Genomic DNA, 15,772 nt, shown 5'->3' with positions numbered 1-15,772 from the left:
TCCTTCCGGGCTTCCCGGAGAGCGGGGCGCCGTCAGCCCCGGGGGCGGCGCTGGAGCAGGCGCAGGGCCTTCTCCTTCTCGAAGTCCAGGGCCCTGCGGGGGGCCTGGAGGCGGCCGATGCGCAGCCCCAGGTCCCGTACGGCCTGGGCGACCGCCGGTTCGCTCAGGGTCCGCAGCGCGAAGGCCAGCTCGGCGGGGGAGATGTCGAACCGTTTCTCCAGCTCGACGCTCTGGGCGACGGCCGAGAGCTCGTCGGGGCCGAACCGCCGGTGCGCGCCCTGGTTCCTGACCGGGGGGAGCAGCCCGAGCGCCTCGCGGTAGCGAAGCATCCTGGGGGACATGCCCAGCTTGCCGGCGGCCTCGGTGATCCGCATCGGTGACCTCTTTCCAGCGGTTTTGCGGGAAACCTTACATTCTTGTGTCAGGTTACCCCTTCAGAAGGTGCGCGGAGTCGTTCCGGCCGCCTAAACTCGACACACATCGACTGTTCCGATGGAACGGCGAGCCCGGCCCCAGAGCGAAGCACGATCGCGAGACGAGCGCGACGGGCGAGGGTGTGAGGCGAACGCCGCCATCAACCAGAGGGGTAACCACACATGGACTTCAAGGTCGCCGACCTTTCCCTTGCGGCCTTCGGGCGCAGGGAGATCCAGCTCGCCGAGCACGAGATGCCGGGCCTGATGGCCGTACGCAAGGAGTACGCCGCGACCCAGCCGCTGGCCGGTGCGAAGATCATGGGCTCGCTGCACATGACCATCCAGACCGCCGTGCTCATCGAGACCCTGGTCGCGCTCGGCGCCGAGGTCCGCTGGGTGAGCTGCAACATCTTCTCCACCCAGGACCACGCGGCCGCCGCCGTGGTCGTCGGCCCGGAGGGCACCCCGGAGAACCCGCAGGGCGTCCCGGTCTTCGCCTGGAAGGGCGAGACCCTGGAGGAGTACTGGTGGTGCACCGAGCAGGCCCTGACGTGGCCCGGTGCCGACGGCCCCAACATGATCCTCGACGACGGCGGCGACGCCACCATGCTCGTCCACAAGGGCAGTGAGTACGAGAAGGCCGGCGCCGTGCCCAGCACCGGCGAGAACGACCCCGAGGAGTGGGGCGTCGTCCTCGAACTGCTCCGCCGCACGGTCTCCGACGAGGGCCGCTGGACCCGGGTCGCCTCGCAGATCAAGGGCGTCACCGAGGAGACCACCACCGGCGTGCACCGCCTGTACGAGATGTTCAAGACCGGCACGCTGCTCTTCCCGGCCATCAACGTCAACGACTCGGTGACCAAGTCCAAGTTCGACAACAAGTACGGCTGCCGCCACTCGGTGATCGACGGCCTCAACCGCGCCACCGACGTGCTGATCGGCGGCAAGGTGGCGCTCGTCGCCGGGTACGGCGACGTCGGCAAGGGCTGCGCCGAGGCCCTCAAGGGCCAGGGCGCCCGCGTCATCGTCACCGAGATCGACCCGATCTGCGCGCTCCAGGCCGCGATGGACGGCTTCCAGGTCACCACCCTGGACGAGGTCGTCGGCCTCGTCGACATCTTCGTCACGACGACCGGCAACTTCGACATCATCACGGCCGACCACATGGCCCGGATGAAGCACAACGCGATCGTGTCCAACATCGGTCACTTCGACAACGAGATCGACATGACCGGCCTGGCACGTATCCCGGGCATCGAGAAGACCGAGGTCAAGCCGCAGGTCCACACCTGGCGCTTCCCCGACGGCAAGCAGATCATCGTGCTCGCCGAGGGCCGCCTGATGAACCTGGGCTGCGCCACCGGCCACCCCTCGTTCGTCATGTCCAACTCCTTCACCAACCAGGTGATCGCGCAGATCGAGCTGTTCACCAAGACCGACGACTACCCGGTCGGCGTCTACGTGCTGCCCAAGCACCTGGACGAGAAGGTCGCCCGCCTCCACCTCGACGCCCTGGGTGTGAAGCTCACCACGCTCACCAAGGCCCAGGCCGAGTACATCGGCGTGGACGTCGAGGGCCCCTACAAGGCCGACCACTACCGTTACTGACATCCGCGGTCGAGTTCCACCGGCCCCCGCGGCTTCGCGGGGGCCTTCGGGCAATTACGGTCCGGAATTCGAGTGATTCCGGATCAGGTGATTCCGGGTTTCGGGCGATCTGGGGAGAGACGTGGACAGCGCCGACAGCGCTCTGGTGGCCGCGGGGGAGCTGAGGATCGGGTGGGCGGCGCGGGCGATGCCGGTGCTCACCGCCCTCGGCGAGCGGTTCGCCGCCGAGCGGCCCTTCGAAGGACTGCGGATCGCCGCGTGCCTGCACGTCACCGCCGAGACCGCCGTGCTCATGGGCACCCTCAAGGCGGGCGGGGCCGAGATCGCCCTGGCCGCGTCGAACCCCCTGTCCACCCAGGACGACGTCGCCGAGGCGCTCCGTGACTACGGCGTCGTCGTGCACGCGCAGGCCGGGGTGACCATGGACGCCTACTACGGCCACATCCACCAGGCGCTCGACATCGTCCCGGACATCGTGCTGGACGACGGCTGCGACCTCGTCAACATCCTGCACACGGAGCGGACCGAGTTGCTGGAGACGGTCTCCGGCGGGTGCGAGGAGACCACCACCGGGATCATCAGGCTCCGCCAGATGGCCGCGGAGAAGGCCCTCAGGTTCCCCGTGGTGGCGGTCAACGACACGCGGACCAAGCGGATGTTCGACAACCGCTACGGCACCGGCCAGTCGACCATGGACGGGATCATGCGGGCCACCAACACCCTGCTCGCGGGCAAGACCGTGGTGGTCGCCGGATTCGGCTACTGCGGCCGGGGCGTCGCCGAGCGGGCCAGGGGCCTGGGGGCGCGGGTCGTGGTGACCGAGATCGACCCCGTCAAGGCGCTGGACGCCTCGCTGCAGGGCTACGACGTGCGGTCGATGGCGGCGGCGGCCCGCGCCGGGGACGTGTTCGTCACGGTCACCGGCAACCGCGACGTGATCAGGGGCGAACACCTGGTGGAGATGAAGGACGGCGCGATCCTGGCCAACGCCGGGCACTTCGACGTCGAGATCGACGTCCGCGCCCTGGACGACCTGGCGCACGCCGTCCACCGCGGGGTGCGTCCCAACACCGACGAGTACGTCCTCGCCGACGGCCGCAGGCTCCTGCTGCTCGCCGAGGGCCGGCTGGTGAACCTGACCGCCGCCGAGGGGCATCCGGCCGCCGTCATGGACATGTCCTTCTCCGCGCAGGTGCTCTCGGTGGCGTGGCTGGTCCGCGAGCGGGCACGGCTGGAGCCGGGGGTCTACGACGTGCCGGGGGAGGTCGACGTGGAGGTCGCGCGGCTCAAGCTGGCCGCGGCCGGGATCGAGATGGACGAGCTCACCCCCGACCAGGAGGAGTATCTCCACTCGTGGCGGCTCGGCTCGTAGCCGCGCTCTCGGCCGGTGGTCGCGTCCCCGCCGGTGGTCGCGCTCTCGGCCGGTGTCGCATCCCTGGCTGGTTGGTACGTCCCCGGCCGGTAGTCGCGTCCTCGGCCGGTGGTCGCGCCCTGGGCTCGTGGCGCGTCCCCGGCTCGTGTGGTGACGCCCGTTGCCGTCAGAGCTCGGCCAGCATCTCCTGCATCCTGCGGATCTCGGCGCTCTGGCCGGCCGAGACGTCGTTGGCCAGCTCCTCGATCCGTATGTGCGAGCCCGAGGTCAGGACCTGCTCGGACATCTTGAGCGCGCCCTGGTGGTGGGCGGTCATGAGCTGGATGAAGAGCCGGTCGAACTCCTTGCCCGAGGCGGCCTTGAGTGCCTCCATCTGCTCGGGCGTGGCCATGCCGGGCATCGCGTCGTGCTCGGCGTGGTGCTCGGGGGCCTTCAGGCCCTGCTGCTGGAGCCAGGAGATCATGAACTGGATCTCCGGCCCCTGCGAGTCCTTGATGCGCGAGGCGAGGCTCTTCAGCCTGACGTGCTCGCCCCGGGTCGGGGCGAGGGAGGCCATGTCGAGCGCCTGGCGATGGTGGACGACCATCTTCTGGACGTACGTCACGTCGGCCGCGTTGGGGCTGGGCGTGGGCACCAGGGTGGCGGCCTCGCTCGGGCTGACGGTCCTGGCGGCCTCACCGGGCCTGCCCGGGACGATCACCGGCGCCGACGCCTGGGGGGACGGTGCCGGCTCGGGAGCGGCGCTGCACGCGCTGAGGGACAGGGCGGCGATCACGACGATGAGCGCGACGCGCACCCGGCCTCCTTCGTGAATGTCCAGTGACGAAAGACCGTAACCCCTGCGGGGCCGGCCCGTAAAGACCGCAGACCGGCAACAGTTGCTGACACTGTGACGGCTTGCCGGATGACCGTACACCATGAACGATTTAAGCATTTATGCACCTTTTATTTGGGTGCATGTGCCAAGGAGGTTCACGAGTGTCCACCCCCCTCAGGAAGGGCCTGACCGGCCGCTTCCTGTTTGTGGCCGGGGTTGCCGTCGCGACGGCGCTGGCTGCGTTCCCCGCGCAGGCCGCCGATATCCCGGCTCCCGGCGAGATCGCCAAGAGCGCGAACATCGAGCACGTCCTGAACGTGCCCAAGCCCGGCCCGCTGACCGACATCAACACCGACATGGCGTTCCAGGGCGACTACGCCTACGTCGGCAACTACACCGGTTTCTCGATCTACGACATCAAGAGGCCGAGCAAGACCTCGCTGGTCAGCTCGGTGGTCTGTCCCGGCGGTCAGATGGACGTGTCGGTCTACGGCGACCTGCTCTTCGGCGCGGTCGACTCCTCGCGCAACAACGACTCCTGCAGCAGCGTCGGCCAGCCCGCCAGCGTCAAGGAGTCGTGGGAGGGCGTCCGGATCTTCGACATCAAGGACAAGAAGAACCCCAAGTACGTCAAGGCCGTCGAGACCAACTGCGGCTCGCACACGCTGACGGTCGTCCCGGGCAAGGGGAGGGACCGCAAGAACGTCTACCTGTACGTCTCCTCCTACAGCCCGAGCGCGTCGTTCCCCGACTGCCAGCCGCCGCACGACAAGATCTCGATCATCAAGGTGCCGCTGCGCGACCCGGCGTCCGCCTCGGTCGTCGCCACGCCGGTCCTGTTCCCCGACGGCGGCAACCCGGGTGAGACCCTGCCCTACCCCGAGCGCACCTCGGCCACGAGCGGCTGCCACGACATCACCGCGTACCCGGAGAAGGACATCGCCGCCGGAGCCTGCATGGGCGAGGGCGTCCTGATGGACATCTCCAACCCGGTCGAGCCGAAGGTCACCGCCACCGTCCGCGACGACCAGAACTTCGCGTTCTGGCACTCGGCGACGTTCAGCAACGAGGGCAACAAGGTGATCTTCACCGACGAGCTCGGCGGCGGCTCCGCGGCCACCTGCAACGAGGCGATCGGCCCGAACCGCGGCGCCAACGCCTACTACGACATCAAGCGCGGCCGGCTCACCTTCAAGAGCTACTTCAAGATCCCCCGCCACCAGGCCGACACCGAGAACTGCGTCGCGCACAACGGCTCGCTGATCCCGGTCAAGGGCAAGGACATCATGGTCCAGGCCTGGTACCAGGGCGGCATCTCGGTCGTCGACTTCACCGACTCGTCCAAGCCGCAGGAGATCGCGTTCTTCGAGCGCGGCCCCGACAACACCGCCCCCGCGCTCAGCGGCGGCTTCTGGTCCGCGTACTACTACAACGGCCACATCTACGGCAGCGACTTCAACCTCGGCCTCGACGTCCTGAAGATTCACGACCGTCGTACGGACAAGGCCGAGAAGGTCAAGTTCGACAGCCTGAACGCGCAGACCCAGGCGTCCTACCGCGAGGGTGGACACGACCACGGTCACGGTCACGGTCACGGTCACTGATCTCTGAGGGTGGTCATGGCCGTCGACCTCTGACGACGGTCACGACCACCACCCGGTGACGGCCATCGGGCGCTCGACGGGCGCCCGGTGGCCGTCATGCGTATGAGGGCGGAAGGCCGGAGACGATCACGGAAGGGGCATAGACCGTAAGCTTTTTTCGGGCTCCAGTAAAGAGCTCGCCTCATATTTTATTGTGACAAAGTCATGCTCTGTCGGTCCGGCTGTCAGGAGGAGCGATTTGCTAATTTATGCATGCCTTATGTCTGCTCCTAGGAGGCACCCGAGTGTTCGCTCCCCGAAGGACCGTCCGGGCGTTGGTGGTGGCGGCGACGGCCGTCGCGATGCTGACGTCCACGGTCTCGGCCCAGGCCGCCGACATTCCCCCGCCCGGTGAGATCGTCACCAGCTCCAACGTGACGCACGTGGGCACCCTGCCCAAGCTTCCCGGCCTCGAGGCCACCACCAACAGCGACATCGCCTTCCAGGGCGACTACGCCTATGTCGGCAACTACGGTGGTTTCTCCATCTACGACATCAGGAACCCGAGGCGTGCCCAGCTCGTCAGCGGCGTTCTGTGCCCCGGCTCCCAGATGGACGTGTCGGTCCACGGCGACCTGCTGTTCGCCGCGGTCGACAACTCCCGCAACGACGACTCCTGCAGCAGCGTGGCCCAGCCCGCCAGCGTGAAGGAGTCGTGGGAGGGGGTTCGGATCTTCGACATCAGCGACAAGAAGAACCCCAAGTACATCAAGTCGGTCGAGACCAACTGCGGGTCCCACACGCTGACACTCGTCCCCGGCAAGGCCAGGGACAAGCGCAACGTCTACCTGTACGTCTCCTCCTACAACCCGAACGCCACGTTCCCCGACTGCCAGCCGCCGCACGACAAGATCTCGGTCATCAAGGTGCCGCTGCGCAACCCGACCGCCGCGGCCGTGGTCAACGCGCCGGTCCTGTTCCCCGACGGCGGCAACGAGACGCAGCCGGGCCTGCTGCTGCCGACCAGCGGCTGCCACGACATCACCGTCTACGCGGAGAAGGACATCGCCGCCGGAGCCTGCATGGGTGACGGCGTCCTGTTCGACATCTCCGACCGGGAGAACCCGGTGATCACCGCGCGGACCACCGACCCGAACTTCGCCTTCTGGCACTCGGCGACGTTCAGCAACAACGGCAAGAAGGTCATCTTCACCGACGAGCTCGGCGGCGGCGGCGCGGCCACCTGCAACGAGGCCACCGGCCCGAACCGCGGCGCCAACGCCTACTACGACATCGTCCGCGGCAAGCTGGTCTTCAAGGGCTACTTCAAGATCACTCGCTACCAGGCCGACACCGAGAACTGCGTCGCGCACAACGGCTCGCTGATCCCGGTCAAGGGCAAGGACATCATGGTCCAGGCCTGGTACCAGGGCGGCGTCTCCTTCGTGGACTTCACCGACTCGTCCAAGCCGAAGGAGATCGGCTTCTTCGAGCGTGGCCCCGAGCCCGACGGCGGAGGCGGCGGCATCTGGTCCGCGTACTACTACAACGGCTACGTCTACGCCAGCGACTTCCGCAGGGGACTGGACGTGCTCAAGATCGACGACCGTCGCACCGACCCGGCCAGGGGCGTCCGCCTGGACCGGCTGAACGTGCAGACCCAGGCCTCCTACGGCGGCCACGGTCACGGTCACTGACACGAGGTCGCCCGCGAGGGCGAGCGGGACCGACGAGAGGACTCGTGAACGGTCTCGCGGGCCTCGCAAGGACCCATGGGATCTCGGAGGACTCATAGAGACTCGTGAGAACTCATGAGGGGAGGGACGGCGGGTCTCCCGCCGTCCCTCTTCACGTTCCCGTTCACGTTCCTGCTCCTGCGACGTCGCATCGGCGTCGTGCCCTTACGGCGACCGCGCCGCCGGGGATCAGAGCCGGGGCATCAGGCGGGAGAGGTCAGGCGGGAGGGACGAACCCGCCGGGGGTGGGGCCGGGCTCCCGGGTGGCGGGCCGGGCCGCGGGCGGGTGCACCGGCGGATGCACCGGGTGCGGCGGCTCCGCCGGGGGAGGGAGAGGGATCCGAGGCCGCTGCTGTTGCGGCCGGTGGGCAGGCTGAGCGTGAGACTGGGGCCCGGTGTGGCCGGGCCACCCCTGACCGGGTCGCTGCTCATCGGGTCGTTGCGCACCGGGCTGCTGCGCGGGGGCCCACCGCTCACCGGGTCGCGGCGCGCCGGGGCGCTGTTCACCCATCCCCTGTTCACCCACCCACGGCTCACCGGCCCACCGCTCACCGGACCGCTGCCGGTCGTGCCGCTGCTGGGCCAGGCGCGCCTGCTCGCGGCGGCGGCGCTCGGCCAGCACGGCGGTCAGGTAGGCGAACGGCGGCACGCCGGGCGGGGCGGGCGGGGAGACGAAGGCCGACATCTCGGTGGCGATGCGCACGCCCATCTCGTGCTGGACGGCGGGGGCCAGGTCGTGCCAGCGCATGAGGTACTGCCTCGCGGTGGCGGCGACCTGCTCGGGCAGCCGCGACAGCTCCAGCGTCGCCGCCCACGGGGCGAGCGACGGCGGCATGTCCAGCGGCGGTCCGTACTGCCGGGGGACGCGTTCGGCGATCACCATGGTGCCGGAGAAGAGGTCGCCGAGCCGCTTGCCCTTCTCCGAGATCAGCGAGCTGATCAGCGCGGGGGCGCCACTGAGCATCCAGAATTCCAGGACCCCCGCCAGCCCGCGGAACAGGGCCTGCCGGAACCGCTCGGGGCCGCCGTCGTCGCTGACGACCCGCAGCCCCAGCGCGAGCTTGCCCAGGCTGCGCCCGCGCGAGAGCGTCTCGAAGGCCACCGGGTATCCGACGACCACGAGCACGCTGAGCACGATGTAGACCATCGCCGTCAGCGCCGGATCGTCCAGGAATCCCAGGCTGCCGACCAGCAGGGAGGCGCCGAGCAGCGTCAGGATCTGGAAGGTCATGTCGATCAGCAGTGCCGCGGCCCTGCTCGGGAGCTGGGCCACGCGGACCTCGACGACCACGGCCTCGCCGGTTACGACATCGGACACAATCAGCACCCTACCTTCGACTGGATAGGCTGCCCGCGTGGACATCGACGCCTTCGTCACCGCGCACCGGCCCGCCTGGGACCGTCTCGAGGATCTGGTCCGGCGGCGCGGCTCGCTGGACGGCGCCGAGGTCGACGAGCTGGTCGACCTCTACCAGCGGGTCGCCACGCACCTGTCCCTCGTCCGCTCGGCCTCCGCCGACCCGATCCTGGTGGGCCGCCTGTCGGCGCTCGTGGCCCGCGCCCGTTCCGCCGTGACCGGGGCGCACACCCCGGCCTGGCGGGAGTTCGTCCGCTTCTTCACGGTCTCCTTCCCGGTGGTCGCCTACCGGGCCCGCTGGTGGTGGCTGGCCACGAGTGTCGCGTTCCTGCTGGTCTCCACGGTCGTCGCCGTCTGGGTGGGGCAGAACCCCGACGTCCAGGCGGTGATCGCCACCCCCGAGGAGATCACCCAGCTCGTCGAGCACGACTTCGCCGACTACTACTCGGAGAACCCGGCGGCCTCCTTCGCCGGGCAGGTCTGGGTGAACAACGCCTGGGTCTCGATGCAGGTCATCATCATGTCGATCCTGCTCGGCCTGCCGATCCCGTACGTCCTGTGGGAGAACGCGCTCAACGTGGCCGTCTCCGCCGGGCTGATGGGCTCGCGCGGCAAGCTCGACATCTTCTTCGGGCTGATCACCCCGCACGGCCTGCTGGAGCTCACCGCGGTGTTCCTCGCCGCGGCCGTCGGCATGCGCCTGGGCTGGACGGTCGTCGACCCCGGCCCGCGCAGGCGTGTCGAGGCCCTGGCCGAGCAGGGCAGGGCCGTGATGAGCGTGGCCCTCGGCCTGGTCGTGGTGCTGCTCGTCTCGGGGCTGATCGAGGGCCTGGTCACCCCCTCGGGGCTGCCCACCTGGGCCCGGATCGGCATCGGGGTGGTCGCGGAGGCCGCCTTCCTCGCCTACGTGATCTTCTTCGGCCGCCGGGCCGTGGCCGCGGGCGAGAGCGGCGACGTGGAGCGCGCCCCCGACCTGGCCCCCAGCGCCGGCTGAGTGCGGGGCGGTCGGGGGAGTCGGAGCCGCCCGGCCTGGGCGCGAGAAGACGACCTCAGAGCCGTCCGGCCGCCTTCAGCGCCAGGTAGGCGTCGGCCAGGGCCGGGGCGATCTGCTCGGGGGAGGTGTCCACGACCTCCACGCCCTGGCGGCGCAGCAGGGCGGTGATCCTGCGCCGCCCCGCCCTCAGGTGCTCGGCCGCCGCGGCGCCGTAGACCAGCTCGGAGGTGCCGCGCCCGGCGGCCATCTCGGCCACCTGCGGATCGGAGACGGCGGCCAGGAGCACCAGGTGCCGCGAGGACAGGCGGGGCAGGACCGGCAGCAGGCCCTCCTCCAGCGCCGCCGGGTTGAGGTCGGTCAGCACGACGACCAGGCAGCGCCGCCTGGCCCGCGACATGACGGCCGCGACCATCCCCGCGGAGTCGGCCTCGACCAGCTCGGCCTCGATCGGGGCCATCGCGTTGACCAGCGACGACAGCAGCTCCGTACGGCCGGTGCCGGACACCCAGGCGCGCACCCCCCGGTCGTGGGCCATGAAGTCGACCCGGTCGCCCGCGCGGGAGGCCAGGGCGGCCAGCAGCAGCGCCGCGTCCATCGACCAGTCGAGGCGGGGCCAGCCGGGCACGACCCGCGACGCAGCGTCCCCGCCGCCCCCAGCGCCCCCGGCGGTCCTCGGCACCTCTCCCGCCAGCGGGATCGGGGCGGTGCCCACCCGCCCGGCCGAGGTGCGGCCGGTGTCGAGCACGATCAGCACCCGGCGGTCGCGTTCGGGCCGCCAGGTGCGGACCACGACGTCGTTGCGGCGCGCGGTGGCCCGCCAGTCGATCGAGCGGACGTCGTCGCCGACCACGTACTCCCGCAGCGAGTCGAACTCGGTGCCCTGCCCCCGGATCATCGACGGGTGCCGGCCCTCCAGCTCCCTGAGCCTGGACAGCTTGGCGGGCAGGTGCTTGCGGCTGAGGAAGGGCGGCAGCACCCGGACCGACCAGGGCACCCGGTGCGAGCCCTGACGGGCCGCGACCCCCAGCGGGCCCAGCGTCCGCACCGTCACCGTGACCGCCTCGCGGTCGCCCCTGCGGGTGGGGGTCAGCGTCGTGACCAGCCTGCGGCGCTCGCCGGGGGGCACGTCCAGCGGCAGGTGCCGGGGCGTGGCGCCCGCCGACGGCGGCCAGGCGTCCCTGAGCACGCCGCGCGCCCGGCGTGGGCCGGGGTTCTCCACGATCAGCTCGACCTCGACCGACTCGCCGAGCCGCACCAGCCGCTCGCCCGAGCGGGTGAGGCGCAGCGGGCGTACGCTCCCGGCCAGCAGCAGGTCGACCACCACCAGCGCCACGATCAGCAGCGCGACCCCGGCCACGGCCGCCCCCGGCTGAGGGGCGAGCAGCACGGCCAGGGTGCCCAGCAGCGCCAGCAGCGCGGCCCGTCCTGTCAGCGCCATGGTCAGCGGGGGACGGGGACGGAGGCGAGGATGGCGTCGATGAGGCCGTCGGCGGTCGCGCCCTCCAGCTCGGCCTCGGGACGTATCTGGATGCGGTGCCGCATCGCGGGCCTGGCCAGCGCCTTGACGTCGTCGGGCGTCACGTAGGCGCGGCCCGACAGCCACGCCCAGGCCCGCGCCCCGGCCAGCAGCGCGGTGGCGCCACGCGGGGAGACGCCCAGCTGGAGCGAGGGCGACTGGCGGGTGGCCCTGGCGACGTCCACGATGTAGCCGAGCACCTCGGGGCCCACGTGCACCTGGCCGACCGCCGCGCGTCCCGCGGCGAGGTCGGCGGCGGTGGCCACGGGCTTGACGTACGACAGGTCACGCGGGTCGAAGCCGAGCGCGTGCCGTTCCAGCACCGCGATCTCCTGGTCGCGGGGCGGCAGCGGGACGGTCAGCTTGAGCAGGAACCGGTCGAGCTGCGCCTCGGGCAGCTGGTAGGTGCCCTCGTACTCGACGGGGTTCTGGGTGGCGGCCACGATGAACGGGTCGGGCAGCCCTCGCGCCGATCCCTCCACGCTGACCTGGCGCTCCTCCATCGCCTCCAGCAGCGCGGCCTGCGTCTTCGGGGGCGTGCGGTTGATCTCGTCGGCGAGCAGGAGGTTGGTGAAGACCGGACCCTCGCGGAACTCGAACTCCGACGTCTTCGCGTCGTAGATCAGCGAACCGGTGATGTCGCCCGGCATGAGGTCGGGGGTGAACTGCACCCGTTTGAAATCGAGCGAGAGCGCCGCCGCCAGTGTCCTGACGAGCAGGGTCTTGGCGACGCCGGGCACGCCTTCGAGCAGCACGTGGCCCCGGCAGAGCAGCGCGATCACCAGCCCGGTGACCACGGCGTCCTGGCCGACGACCGCCTTGGAGACCTCGGCGCGCAGGGCCCCCAGCGCCTCCCTGGCCTGGTCCGCGCCCTGCGTGACGGGCGCGGCGGGCGCGGCGGGCGCTGCGGGCGCTGTGGGCGCTGCGGGTGCGCCGGGCGCGGTCCTGACGACGGAGGTCGCCTCGTTGGGACCGCCGTCCCCCGGTGGTGTGGTCACGACTTTCCGACCTGCCTTTCCACGATGTCCAAGTATCCGGCCAGGGCTACCAGCCCCGCCTCGTCGACCGGCGGCGGTCCGTACAGGGCGGCGCCCACGTGTGACGCCGCCTGGCCGGTCCGCTCGGCGATCGCGTTCACCAGCGCGTCGGGCCCCGTCCCCGGGGGCAGTCCGAGGCGGGGGGTGACCCGGTCGGTGAAGCCCGCCCGCAGGGCCGCGGCGGCCCGGTCGCGGGACCGTCGCGCGCGGTAGAGCCTGGCACGTCCCTCGACGGTCTCGGCCGCCCGCACGACGACGGGCAGCCGCTCGGCCACCACGGGCCCGAGCCTGCGGCTCCGCCAGAGCGCCAGCAGCAGCACCGCGAAGATCACCTGCGCCACGGCCCACTTGACGCCTTCGGGGACCAGGTCGTAGACACCCGCCCTGCCGCCGCCGGCCTGGGCGGCGTTCTCCGAGGGCGTCAGCCAGATCAGGGTGGGCCGCCCGCCGGCGAGGTTCACCGCCAGCGCGGCGTTGCCGTCCTCGGCGAGCCGCAGGTTGGTCATGAACTGCCCGTCGCCGACGACGGTGACTGTGCGGCCCGCGCCGCTGTGGGAGACCAGGGTGGGCGCCCCGTTCGCCGGGTAGCAGCCGATCGACGGCGGGGGCGCGGTGAGGGCCACGCCGCCGGTGTAGGCGCTGCCCGCCCTCTCCGCGGCGGGCAGCCCGCACCGGGGCTCGCGGGAGCGCGCCCGCGCCTCCCGCACCGGCGCCACTCCGGGCGCGAGCACGTCCATCCGGGCCCGTACGCCCGCCACCAGCAGGTCCGCCGGGAGGTCGGCGAGCCGCTCCGCCTCGTCCTCGTCGAGCGGGAAGGCCGGGCCCACCAGCACGGTGCTGCCCGCCGGACCCGCCCGCCCGGCCAGCGCCGCGGCCTCGGCGACCGAGGTGACCCGCTCGACCCGCACGCCCCGCGCCTGCAGCAGCCGGGCCAGGCCCTTGCCCCCCGACAGCGAGGCGTCGGCGGGGTCGAGGGACCTTCCCGGCCCGCCGGAGCCGCCGAGCAGCACGCCGGTGACGGCGACGGCGACCACGAGGAGCGCCACCAGCAGGACGCCCCTGCCGCCGCGCCAGAGGCCGCCCGCGGTCGGTGAGACGGAGGTGGTCGCGAGGTCTCGCGCGACCTCCTGCCTGCCGGCCGGTGCGACCGTCCCGGGGGAGGCCAGGCCGGTCTGTCCGGGCTGTCCGGACGCGGCCGGGGTCACGGCGCCTCCGCCCGTACGGCGGCCGCCGGGCGGGCCGCGCGCAGGTGCTCGTCGAGATCGCGCATGATCCCGTACGCCTCGGGCGTGCCGGGCACCTCGCCGTAGGTCACGTCGTCGAAGACCCGCGCCGCCGAGGCCAGCTCGGCGGCGAGCGCGGGCAGCGCGCGACCGGCCTCGGCGGCCAGCTCGCCGGCGGTGCGGCCGGGTGTGTAGTCGATGATCACACGGTCCTCCAGGTCGCGGGCGACGGCCCGGAGCCGCTCGCGGACCGCCTCGGCCCACCTGGCCTCCGCCGCCAGCCGCTCGGCGGCCCCGCGGTGCTCGGCGGCGGTGAGGCGGCGGTCACCGAAGATCCCCTCCGCGCGGGAGGCGCGGCCCCCGGTGGTCCTGCGGGCGACCAGGAGCAGCGCGACGACGATCCCGATCACGATCACGAGGAGGACGGCACGCGCCGCCACACTGCCGGCGGTGCCCAGGGACTCCTGGTCGAGCAGGTCGCCGAGGAACTGGTTGACGTTCCGCCAGAGGCGGTCGACCAGGGACTCCTTGGCGTACTCGGATCTGAGCAGCTCCCGGATCGCCTGGCGCCGCGCCTCCTCGCGCTCGACGTCGATCGGGGACGTCAGGAGTGGGACCACGGGGCTCCCTGGCCGGGGGAGTCGTGCCGCGCGGGGCCCGCGGGCGTGACGGAGGGGTCCCACAGGTCGTCGGCCGACGCGTGGACCCATCCCTGCCGCTGCTGCTCGATCGCCGCGGTCTGCAGCACCAGGTCGAAGGCCTCGGAGCGCATCCGCCGGTCGGCGTAGAGCAGGCCGTTGACCCCCGCCCGGAGGGGATAGGCGATCATCGAGCCGAGGGTGACGCCCACGGCGATGAGGATCGCGGAGATGATCTGCGTGCCGGTGGACCCGCCGCCGAGGAGGGCGAGGAAGCTCGCGCCCAGGACGAAGGGGAAGGCGAGCACCTGGCCGATCAGGAACGCGATGAACTGGGTGAGGATCAGGATGCCGAGCGTCCGCCAGAAGCCGCCCGAGACCAGGTTCCAGGACCTGCGCAGGGAGTCGGCGACACCGCGCCGCTCCAGCACCGCGGCCGCCGGGGCCAGCGCCAGCCGGGTGGAGACGAAGAAGGTGTAGATCACGAAGGCGACCACCGCCGTCACGCCCGCGATCGCCACCACGCCGCTCCCGGCCCCCGAGGAGCCGAGCGCGAGGAGCAGGCCGACGACCAGGGCCAGCGGGACGAGCAGGACCACGAGGTTGACGACGACCACCCCGAACAGCGTGGGCACCCGGCCGCGGGTCAGCTTCCAGGCCTCGCCGGCCGTCATCTTGCCGCCGAAGACCGCGCGGCCCAGGATGCGGGTCAGCACGCCGGTCAGCAGCGTCACCGCGACGAACTCGATCCCGTAGGAGAGCAGGCTGCCGCCGTACTGGGCGAGGAAGCTCTCCTCGGGAGGGGCCGCGTTCGGGTTCTCCAGGATCGGGGCGAGGGAGCCGAGCATGCTCGCCTGCCCGACCGCCAGGGGGATCGCGGCCAGCGCGGCGACGATGGCCGACAGGCCCAGGACGCTCCTGGGATTGGAGCGCATCAGCTTGATCGTGCCGTCGAGGATGTCGCCCAGGCCGAGCGGGCGCAGCGGGATGATCCCCGGGCGCATCGCGGGGGGCGGCCCGCCCGCGCCGTAGGGGCCCTGCGGGTAGGGGTACGGCTGCTGGTGGGGAGCCTGGCCGTGGGGCTGCCCCGGACCCGGCGGGGGACCCTGCGGGAATCCCTGGGGCGGGCCCTCGGGGGCGCCGGACGCGGGACCGGGCGCGGTCCACGGCGATCCCGGGGCGTTTCCGTACGGCGGAGGTTGGTTGGACGCCCAACCCGGAGGCGTACCGGGAGCACCGGGAGTGGAGCCGTGACCGTCTGACATATCCCAATCCTGACATGTGGACCCGCCATCCGTGGTGATCGGGCGATCACACGAACGTTTCATCCTCCCCGAGAGCGGCGGAGATGCCGGAGGGATGGCCGAGACGCCGTGGTTTACCGCAGACTGTGACCGTGGTCATCACCGCCCGGCGTCCGCAGTCGCCGGGGCCGGCGGCGGCCGTGGGGGGGCACCACTGCGCGTTTCACGTTG

The 15,772-nt window shown here is 71.5% G+C and carries 13 protein-coding genes; 5 read left to right on the top strand and 8 right to left on the bottom strand.

Annotation, left to right across the window (positions count from 1 at the left end; translation table 11 throughout):
- Positions 1–32: 32 nt before the first annotated feature.
- On the bottom strand, positions 33–374 hold the full coding sequence (locus AC5L38_RS10935) for a MerR family transcriptional regulator (protein WP_495242637.1): 342 nt from the start codon (positions 372–374) through the stop codon (positions 33–35).
- Between the two features lie 222 nt (positions 375–596).
- Between AC5L38_RS10935 and ahcY the strand changes: the two genes are divergently transcribed.
- Both ahcY and AC5L38_RS10925 read left to right on the top strand, forming a co-directional pair.
- Entirely contained in the window at positions 597–2,024 is a 1,428-nt protein-coding gene (gene ahcY / locus AC5L38_RS10930; RefSeq protein WP_495242636.1) for an adenosylhomocysteinase, read from the top strand.
- Between the two features lie 121 nt (positions 2,025–2,145).
- On the top strand, positions 2,146–3,396 hold the full coding sequence (locus AC5L38_RS10925) for an adenosylhomocysteinase (RefSeq protein ID WP_495242635.1): 1,251 nt from the start codon (positions 2,146–2,148) through the stop codon (positions 3,394–3,396).
- A gap of 166 nt (positions 3,397–3,562) precedes the next feature.
- Here the strand turns inward: AC5L38_RS10925 and AC5L38_RS10920 are convergent, their stop codons facing one another.
- Positions 3,563–4,192 carry a DUF305 domain-containing protein gene (locus tag AC5L38_RS10920; protein WP_495242634.1) on the bottom strand — a complete coding sequence of 210 codons (630 nt, stop codon included), beginning with the start codon at positions 4,190–4,192 and terminating at the stop codon, positions 3,563–3,565.
- A 182-nt stretch (positions 4,193–4,374) separates the two neighbouring features.
- Here AC5L38_RS10920 and AC5L38_RS10915 point away from each other — a divergent pair, with 182 nt between their 5' ends.
- Positions 4,375–5,817, top strand: coding sequence for an LVIVD repeat-containing protein (locus AC5L38_RS10915; RefSeq protein WP_495242633.1), 1,443 nt, complete (start codon positions 4,375–4,377; stop codon positions 5,815–5,817).
- 284 nt (positions 5,818–6,101) lie between these two features.
- Positions 6,102–7,493, top strand: coding sequence for an LVIVD repeat-containing protein (locus AC5L38_RS10910; protein ID WP_495242632.1), 1,392 nt, complete (start codon positions 6,102–6,104; stop codon positions 7,491–7,493).
- A gap of 256 nt (positions 7,494–7,749) precedes the next feature.
- Here the strand turns inward: AC5L38_RS10910 and AC5L38_RS10905 are convergent, their stop codons facing one another.
- Positions 7,750–8,850: an RDD family protein gene (locus AC5L38_RS10905; RefSeq protein ID WP_495242631.1), complete on the bottom strand. Its 1,101-nt coding sequence runs from the start codon at positions 8,848–8,850 to the stop codon at positions 7,750–7,752.
- A gap of 37 nt (positions 8,851–8,887) precedes the next feature.
- On the opposite strand from AC5L38_RS10905, the gene AC5L38_RS10900 reads away from it, so the two are divergent.
- Positions 8,888–9,883, top strand: coding sequence for a stage II sporulation protein M (locus tag AC5L38_RS10900; protein ID WP_495242630.1), 996 nt, complete (start codon positions 8,888–8,890; stop codon positions 9,881–9,883).
- A 55-nt stretch (positions 9,884–9,938) separates the two neighbouring features.
- Here the strand turns inward: AC5L38_RS10900 and AC5L38_RS10895 are convergent, their stop codons facing one another.
- From AC5L38_RS10895 to AC5L38_RS10875, 5 genes are all read right to left on the bottom strand, one after another.
- Entirely contained in the window at positions 9,939–11,321 is a 1,383-nt protein-coding gene (locus tag AC5L38_RS10895) for a DUF58 domain-containing protein (RefSeq protein WP_495242629.1), read from the bottom strand.
- A gap of 2 nt (positions 11,322–11,323) precedes the next feature.
- Positions 11,324–12,247, bottom strand: a complete 924-nt coding sequence (locus tag AC5L38_RS10890) for an AAA family ATPase (RefSeq protein ID WP_495242789.1) — start codon at positions 12,245–12,247, stop codon at positions 11,324–11,326.
- 146 nt (positions 12,248–12,393) lie between these two features.
- Complete coding sequence (locus AC5L38_RS10885) at positions 12,394–13,641, bottom strand: DUF4350 domain-containing protein (RefSeq protein ID WP_495242628.1); 1,248 nt, start codon at positions 13,639–13,641, stop codon at positions 12,394–12,396.
- The gene (locus AC5L38_RS10880; RefSeq protein ID WP_495242627.1) at positions 13,638–14,279 is read right to left on the bottom strand and encodes a DUF4129 domain-containing protein; all 642 of its coding nucleotides are present in this window, start codon (positions 14,277–14,279) and stop codon (positions 13,638–13,640) included. Before AC5L38_RS10880 ends, AC5L38_RS10885 begins: the two co-directional genes overlap by 4 nt.
- Positions 14,264–15,562, bottom strand: coding sequence for a DUF7847 domain-containing protein (locus AC5L38_RS10875; protein WP_495242626.1), 1,299 nt, complete (start codon positions 15,560–15,562; stop codon positions 14,264–14,266). Before AC5L38_RS10875 ends, AC5L38_RS10880 begins: the two co-directional genes overlap by 16 nt.
- Between the last annotated feature and the right edge of the window lie 210 nt (positions 15,563–15,772).

The sequence above is a fragment of the Streptosporangium nanhuense genome, from assembly GCF_059358815.1.
Note: the sequence above shows the minus strand (reverse complement) of the source record. Positions and strands in the feature narration are given on the sequence as shown.